At 72.7% G+C, this 6,394-nt stretch carries 6 protein-coding genes and 1 tRNA gene; 4 read left to right on the top strand and 3 right to left on the bottom strand.

The genetic code is table 11. From position 1 onward, the window contains the following. A partial coding sequence (locus ACWD3D_RS31950; RefSeq protein ID WP_451464230.1) for a YwqJ-related putative deaminase occupies positions 1–327 on the top strand: 327 nt, incomplete at its 5' end. A gap of 10 nt (positions 328–337) precedes the next feature. Beyond that, positions 338–835, top strand: coding sequence for an SUKH-3 domain-containing protein (locus tag ACWD3D_RS31945; RefSeq protein WP_451464229.1), 498 nt, complete (start codon positions 338–340; stop codon positions 833–835). Positions 836–937: 102 nt separating this feature from the next. Here the strand turns inward: ACWD3D_RS31945 and ACWD3D_RS31940 are convergent, their stop codons facing one another. Next, the gene (locus tag ACWD3D_RS31940) at positions 938–1,681 is read right to left on the bottom strand and encodes a DUF6193 family natural product biosynthesis protein (RefSeq protein WP_451464228.1); all 744 of its coding nucleotides are present in this window, start codon (positions 1,679–1,681) and stop codon (positions 938–940) included. Positions 1,682–1,779: 98 nt separating this feature from the next. Then, positions 1,780–2,829: an SGNH/GDSL hydrolase family protein gene (locus ACWD3D_RS31935; protein WP_451464227.1), complete on the bottom strand. Its 1,050-nt coding sequence runs from the start codon at positions 2,827–2,829 to the stop codon at positions 1,780–1,782. 255 nt (positions 2,830–3,084) lie between these two features. Between ACWD3D_RS31935 and ACWD3D_RS31930 the strand changes: the two genes are divergently transcribed. Continuing rightward, complete coding sequence (locus ACWD3D_RS31930) at positions 3,085–4,470, top strand: LCP family protein (protein ID WP_451464226.1); 1,386 nt, start codon at positions 3,085–3,087, stop codon at positions 4,468–4,470. A gap of 7 nt (positions 4,471–4,477) precedes the next feature. On the opposite strand, the gene ACWD3D_RS31925 is transcribed toward ACWD3D_RS31930, so the two are convergent. Next, positions 4,478–5,944 (bottom strand): sensor histidine kinase, encoded by a 1,467-nt coding sequence (locus tag ACWD3D_RS31925; RefSeq protein ID WP_451464225.1) that lies wholly within the window; start codon positions 5,942–5,944, stop codon positions 4,478–4,480. A gap of 343 nt (positions 5,945–6,287) precedes the next feature. Here ACWD3D_RS31925 and ACWD3D_RS31920 point away from each other — a divergent pair. After that, positions 6,288–6,358, top strand: a tRNA-Gln gene (locus tag ACWD3D_RS31920). The last annotated feature ends 36 nt before the right edge of the window (positions 6,359–6,394 follow it).

The following is a 6,394-nucleotide window of genomic DNA, read 5'->3' as shown; positions in this document are numbered from 1 at the left end:
CAGGACTTCCTCGACACCCTGCCCACCAGCCAGCGCGAACGCTTCACGGGCCGCTGCCCCGAGGCGATACTCCTCTCCCGGCAGCTCACCGCGGCAGAGGGAACCCGCTCCAAGCGCGCCCAGCGCAAACCCCTCACCAGCGGCGAGGCCCGGCGCGCGCTCAAGCACGGCCGGCTCACCGCCCGCCACATCCGCGAGGACGGCGACCCCGGCCACGGAAGTTACGCCGCGCCCTGCCGCTCCTGCACGGTGATGCTCGCCCACTTCGGTGTACGCCCCGTCGACCTCACCGCCGACGGCGCGGCCACCACGGCCGAGAAGGGCTGACGGCACCCCGATGCACGATCCGAACCAACACGCCTCCACCCGCTTCACCCCCGTCGTGGAGAAGGCCCTGCGCGCGGCGGGCTGGGAGCCCGGCCGCTGGATCATCCGGCAGGCCGAGGAGTGGGCCGACGCCCTGCGCGCCCACACCTCACCGGCGGGACACGAGCACGCGGTGTTCCCCGCCGTGGTCGAGGCCTGGGCGGAGTTCGGCAACCTGCGCGTCCTCGCCCCCGGCCCCGGCCGGCAGATCGCCCCCGCCTCCGTGACGATCGACCCGCTCAGCGGCCTCCACCTCGCCCGCACCCTGGGCGACCTCGGCCGCGCGCTGGCCACCGAGGTCAGCCCGCTGGGCCAGGAGAGCGAGGGGCAGGCGATCCTCGCCATGGACAGCGAGGGCCGCGTCTACAGCATCGACCACACCGGCGACTGGTTCCTCGGCGCGGACATCGACCGGGCCCTGAACACCCTCCTCACCGGCGTCCAGCCGACCCGGCTGACATCGGGCTGAGGGCCGGACGGAGGCCGGGCGGCCCGCTCGCCGCCCGCCTGCCTGCCCGCCTCCGCTGCCCGCTTGTCTGCTTGCGTGCCCGCCCGCCTGCCGGGGGTCGGTCTACGGATGAGGAACTGCGTCGTCGGGCAGACCAGCCAGGGCCACCGCGACGGCCGCCGTCGCGCCGTCCGCCCGATGCACCCGCCCGTCGGCGAACCTCACCTCGAAGCGCCCCTCGCCGAGCGGCCGGATGCTCGGCAGGTCCGTGCAGATGGGCGGCGTGACCCGCCGGCTGAAGGTGAGACGGCCCACGGACGACCCCGGCGACAGGGCCCGCAGCCTCGGCTGTTCGAAGGCGGCCCCGACCAGGTTCTGCGAGTCGGTCCCGTGCCTGTGCCTCTGTCTGCGCATCGGCTGCCGGCGCGCCGGTACGGCCTCGCCGCGCTCATGGGCCTCGGCGAGGTCCCAGGTGCTCAAGAAGGCCCAAAGTGCCGTGAGTTCGCGCACCCTGGCCCCGCCCATCCAGGAGCCCGTCGCGCCGACGACCGCCGCCAGGTCATGCGTACGCCCCGTCGCCATGTGGATGCCACGGGCCCAGCAGTCGACCACGAAGGTACGTTCGTCGGCGCCCACGAGCAGAACGGTCGCTCCGCGGCCGTCGGCCACCACCTCCGCCGCCACATGGCGCCAGCCCGGTGACGAGGTGAGCCCGTACCAGAGACCGCTGCGCGCGCGGTCGGCCACCGCCTGGAGCGCGTTGCGCGGGGAGCCCGCCCCCACCACGTCGGGACAGTGGGCCGCGTACGCGTACAGCGAAGGGGAGACATCGACCGGTGCGCCTACGGGGAGCTGCCTCTCGGTCATACGGCCGAGTCTGGCAGAACCGTCCGGTCACCGCGGTCCGCCGACGATCGGGAGAAGCCGGACCGCACCCCCCGACAGGTGTCCAACCTCTGTCCCCTTCAACGCCGTTCGGCGATCAGTCGCTCGATGGCGTCGGCGACCGCCGCCGCCTGGATGTCGCGGCCGGTGCGGTTCGGGTGGACGTACCAGGGCAGTTCACGGCCGCCGTACCGCACCTCGGAGCTCTCCAGCAGGGCGCCGATACCGCGCCGGGCGCCGTCGCACCCGGTGGTGGCACCGGTCCGGGCATAGAGGTCGACGAAGGCCGCCCCCGCCTCCTCCGCCGCCTCCCTCATGAGGGCGTCGAGGGGGCGCTGCACTCCTGCGTCGAGGAACGCCAGGGCCTCCTGCCCGATGTCGGCGAACGGCCTCTCCGTCCCGCCCGGAACCTCCGCGAGGCACCGCCCGGTGTCGGCGGGCACGAGCCGGGGGTAACCGACCAGCACCACACGGGCGTCGGGAGACTCCTCCCGCACCCGCGCGAACATCCGGCCCAAGTCCGCGCGGACGGCCGCCATGCGCCCTTCCAGCCACCCGGCTCCCTCCCCCGCGAAGAACGCCGGGCACTTCGAGGCGGGCGAGGCCGCGTCCACCGGATCGGCGGGCATCAGCAATCCCTCGGCCCCTCTGAGCCGTTGCGAGCACTGCTTGAGGATGCGCGCGACCCCGGCGGTGTTGCCGCCGACGCTGCCGACCACCAGCGCGGTGTCCGGCCCGATCGCGGCGCCCTGCGGGGCGACCCGCTCCCCGCCTGACGGCGCCAGGCTCTGCGCGTCCCACACATGACGGATCTCGGCACCCCCGCAGGACACGTCCCCCCGGACATCGAGGCGGATACCGGCTGAGGCGAGCCGCTCGACGGTCTTGACCGGGTAGTTCGCGGCGGACCGCAGACAGCCCTCGGGGCCGCGCGTGGGGGCGATGCCGAAGTTGGCGGTGGAGGAGTCACCGATGAACACGGTCTCCACCGCGGGCACGGCGGCGACGGCGGCGGGAGCCGGGGCGGAGGCAGGAGCCGGGGCGGCGGGAGCCGGGGCGGCGGGAGCCGGGGCGGCGGCCGTCACCCACAGCCCGAGCACGACGAGCGCGGCAGCAGCGGTCTTGCGCACGCGAGTTCCTTCCGTGGAGCGACAACAGGAGCTCACGGATACTACGTTGCGCGACGAGTCGACTACGCGGTGAGTACACCCATGCCGGCGCGGAACGGTGGAACGGTTCGGCGACCCCACGGCGTCTACGCACCCGGTGGATTCGTACACGCACTCGGCCGCTCCACCCTCCCCTCGGACGGCGGGACAGCCTTCAGGACCAGGACCTTTCTCCATCCGCGCGGGATCACCGCGCGAACAGCGAAGGAGCACGTCTTGTCAGGACAACGCAGGGCGAACGCCACGACCACGCCCTCTGCGGGACGGCGCGGACGGCCTACCGGCCGGCACACGGGACGGTGGATCGCGATAGCCGCGTCGGTCCTCGTCCTGGGCACGACGGGCACGGGCGGCTGGGTCTACTCCCACCTCAGCGGCAACATCAAAGGCGCCGACGTGGACGACGCCCTGGGCGGCGACCGGCCCGAGGCCGCGGCCGGGGGCCAGAACATCCTCGTCATCGGTTCGGACAGCAGAGAGGGACTGGGCGACGCCTACGGCAAGAACCTCACCACGATGCAGTCCGACACCCTGATGCTGCTGCACACCGGCGGGGACGGGAAGTGGGCCTCCGTCGTCTCCTTCCCCCGTGACTCCTGGGTGCGGATACCGTCCTGCACGAAAGGCGACGGCTCCACCACCGAGCCCCACCACTTCAAGATCAACGAGGCGTACGCCATCGGCGGCTCCACCGGCGACAAGGCCAAGGCCGCCGCCTGCACCATCAAGACCGTCGAAGCCAGCACCCACGTGCGCATCGACCACTTCCTGATCGCCGACTTCCGCGGCTTCACCGGAATGGTCAACGCGCTCGGGGGCGTGGAAGTCTGCCCGAAGGAGGACATCCACGACAGCAAGGCCGACCTCGATCTGAAGGCCGGCTGCCAGCTCGTCCGGGACGACAAGGCCCTCGGTTACGTACGCGCCCGCTACGGCATCGGCGACGGCTCGGACATCGGCCGCATCGGCCGACAGCAGGAGTTCATGAAGTCGCTCGCCGCCCGCGCCAAGTCCAAGCTGTACAACCCCAAGGCGCTGTACGGCTTCCTCGACTCCGCCACCAAGTCGCTGACCACCGACCCGGAACTCGCCGGCATCAAGCCCCTCTACAGCCTGGCCGACAGCATCAAGGGCATGGCGACCGACCGGATCTCCTTCCTGACCGTCCCCAACTACCCGCGCGAGCGCGACATACCGACGGACAAGGCGAACGTCTCCTGGCAACAGCCTGCGGCCCGCGATCTGTTCACCGCCCTGAACGAAGACCGTGAGACAACTCCCGCCTCCCTCAAGGCAGCAGTCGCCGAACTGCCCGCGCCGGCCGGCACGGTGAGCGTCACCGTCCTCAACGGAACCGGAACCCGGGGCAAGGCCATGGAGGTCGCCGAGGCGCTCCGCGCCCTCGGCTTCCGGATCACCGGCACCGGCAACACCCCCGCCCACGTCGACAAGACCACCCTCACCTACACCCCCGGCCAGGCGGACCAGGCCAAGTCCCTCGCCGGACACCTGCCCGGCCTCACCCCGGCCCCCGCCGCACCGGACGCCGCCGCGGGCATCACCCTGGCCATCGGGCCCGACTTCCCGGACCTCACCGGGTGACGGCCGGCTACAGCGCCCCGGGCTCCCTCTCGCCCGCCACCTCGCGGACGCCTCCCTGCCCCGGCAGGGCCACCTCCATCGACACCGCCGCCACCTCGGGCACCACCACGACCTCGGGCCCTCCCGCCTCCGGCCCCTCCGCGGGGCCGTCCGGCAGCACCGCCGACACCCGGAAGCCGCCCGCGTCGGTGGGGCCCGAGACGAAGACTCCGCCGAGGCCGGTCACCCGCTCCCGCATCCCCACGAGGCCGTTGCCGCCGCTCGGCAGGTGGGCGTCGGCGACGGCTGCGTCGGACGGGCCGTTCTCCACCTGCATCGCGACCTCCGCCTCGCGGTGCGCGAGCCGTACCCACGTCTTCGCGCCGGCCGCGTGCTTGTGCACGTTGGTCAGCGCCTCCTGCACCACCCGGTACGCGGTCCGCTCGATCTGCGGGGCGTACGGGCGGGGGGCACCCTGCACCGACAGCTCCACGGTCATGCCCGCCTGCCGCGACTGGGCGACCAGCACCTCCAGCTCGCCGAGGCGCGGCCCGTCCTCCGCCACGGAGGCGGCGGCAGCGGCGGCCCGGCCCACGGAGGCCAGCGGCTGCCGCCCGTCACCGGGGCCCGGCCCCGACCCCGTACGCGGCGCGGCCAGGGTGTCCCCGCTGCGCAGCACGCCCAGCATCTCGCGCAGCTCGGTCAGCGCCTGGCGCCCCATGTCCCCGACGAGCGCGGCGTTGCGGACCGCCTTGGCGGGGTCCTTCGGGGCGATGGCCTGGAGCGCCGCCGCGTGCACCACCATCAGGCTCACCCGGTGCGCGACCACGTCGTGCATCTCCCGGGCGATCCGGGTCCGCTCCTCCGTACGCGCCCACTCCGCGCGCTCCTCGGCCCGGTCGGCGAGCAGGGACAGCTCCCGCTCCAGGGAGTCGGCCCGTTCGCGCAGGCTCTCCATCAGCCGTCGGCGGGCGCCGATGTAGAGGCCGAAGAGGAGCGGGGGCGCGGTCAGCCCCAGCGCCATGAAGAGGGAGACGACGGGGGCGTACCAGTCCCCCGGCACGGCGGAGGACGCCTGGTCGACCAGGTTCCGGCTCAGCCGCAGGTACGTGACGATGAAGCTGCCGACCAGCGACATCCCGGTCAGTACGACGGTGATCCTGCGCGGTACGTCGGACGCGGCGAGCGAGTAGAGGCCGACGATGCCCATGAGGAAGCCGACCTCGGCGGGTGTCGTCGCGATCGACACCAGCACCACGACGATCGGCCACCGGCGCCGCAGCACCAGGACCGCCCCGGCCAACAGCCCGAAGAGCACGCCGACCGGCACCGGCAGCCGGGCCTCCTGGGCGAACTGGACGCCCTCCAGCCCGCACTCCAGCGCCGAGACCAGCGCCAGTCCCACGTCCAGGGCGACACCACGCCGCCGTTCCCACCACCAGTAGCCGCGGGTGGTCAGTCCCGCCGCCTCCCGGTCTGCCACCGTTGCGGTCATGCCATCCACCCTACGGGCGCCCGCATCCCATTTTCGGGTGACCTTGACAGCACGACACGCGTTCGAACAAAGGTGGAGGTGCGGGGCGTCCCTTGACCGGCGATTCATGGCGAACCCCTCCGAGGGCCGGGCGTCCCGGTTGTTCAGCGCCACGTGACCGGGTGGCACCGGCGGGCGTGGGACGCCCCCGGGAGCGGAATTCCGGCATCGAACACCGAAGACGGCTTGCCGCGCACATCCAGAAAAGTGACCATCCGCACCGTCGCGTCGAGGGCCGTGGGTACGGCATAGTGGTGGCTGCCGATCACCCGGTTCCACGGAAACGGGCATAAGAGACAAACCTTCCCGGGTCGTCTAATGGCAGGACAAATGGTTTTGGTCCATTGAATGAGGGTTCGATTCCTTCCCCGGGAGCTCTTCGGCGCGGGCCCCGACCTCACCGGTCGGGGC

The sequence above is a fragment of the Streptomyces sp. NPDC002690 genome (genome assembly GCF_053592415.1).
The sequence above is the reverse complement of the archived record's forward strand: the minus strand, read 5'-3'. Positions and strand labels throughout refer to the sequence as shown.

Excerpts from the sequence above, each read along its gene's own strand:
- ACWD3D_RS31945 (WP_451464229.1), top strand. The coding sequence starts at position 338 with ATGCACGATCCGAACCAACACGCCTCCACCCGCTTCACCCCCGTCGTG.
- ACWD3D_RS31940 (WP_451464228.1), bottom strand. The coding sequence starts at position 1,681 with ATGACCGAGAGGCAGCTCCCCGTAGGCGCACCGGTCGATGTCTCCCCT.
- ACWD3D_RS31925 (WP_451464225.1), bottom strand. The coding sequence starts at position 5,944 with ATGACCGCAACGGTGGCAGACCGGGAGGCGGCGGGACTGACCACCCGC.